The organism is Methylobacterium sp. J-030 (assembly GCF_022829545.1).
Lineage (GTDB): Bacteria > Pseudomonadota > Alphaproteobacteria > Rhizobiales > Beijerinckiaceae > Methylobacterium.
The window spans coordinates 1-800 of sequence record NZ_JAKSYM010000035.1; the positions used below are offsets into that span (position 1 = coordinate 1).

Genomic DNA, 800 nt, shown 5'->3' on the forward strand with positions numbered 1-800 from the left:
ACACGGCGTGACACACGGCTAGATCGTCCTCGGGCTCGCCACCCGACGAGCCGACGCCGCCCACGATCTCATCGCCCACCAGCAGCGGCAACCCGCCCGTCAGTGGCAGGCGTCCCGGGAAGGCGAGAAGCGCCGCGTTCGCCTGGACCGCCCCCTGAAGATCCTGGGTCGACGTGCGCGTGATCGCGGCCGTCCGAGCTTTCAGCCAAGCCGCCTCCGGCGTGTGCAGCCGTGCGCCGTCGAGGCGTTCGAGGGCGAGTAGCACGCCCGCTCCGTCGACCACCGCGAACGCTACTGGAAGGTTGCGCCGTTCGGCCTCGGCGCGCCCCGCAGCCATGAGGATGCGCACGTCGGCGGCGTCGAGACAGGTACGCTGATGCATGGGACACCGTCAGATCACGTTACGGTCGTGTGGGACCCCGAGCTACCCGCCTGGGGCACCAGCTCCTACTTGCGGTTCATAGATCTGGCCGTGCTGCCCGGGCATGCGCTCAAGATGGAGGTCGGTGGGGACGGTGTCGAGCCGCGCCAGGACCGTCGGCCGATTTCAGCACGACGTCGGGCCGACGGCGGGCGCAGCGGGAAAGGCACAAGATCCAGGAGCCCGAAAACCGGCTTCCAGCGCAAAAATAAATCGACCGCTGATCGGCGTTTTCGGCATGGCGACTTTCATTCGCCGGACGGAGGCTTGGGGTCCATCCATCGGGGACCCGAGACCATGTCCGACAACGACGATATCTACACCCTCCGCCGCAAGCGGAAGCGCGCCGCGGCCCAAGCCAAATGCACCGCCAAGCGCA

1 protein-coding gene is annotated in these 800 nt (G+C 67.8%); it reads right to left on the minus strand.

What is annotated here, in order from left to right; translation table 11 throughout:
* Positions 1–382, minus strand: a 382-nt coding sequence (locus MKK75_RS01225) for a GlcG/HbpS family heme-binding protein (RefSeq protein ID WP_244040817.1), incomplete at its 3' end; no start/stop codon positions are given.
* Positions 383–800: the final 418 nt, after the last annotated feature.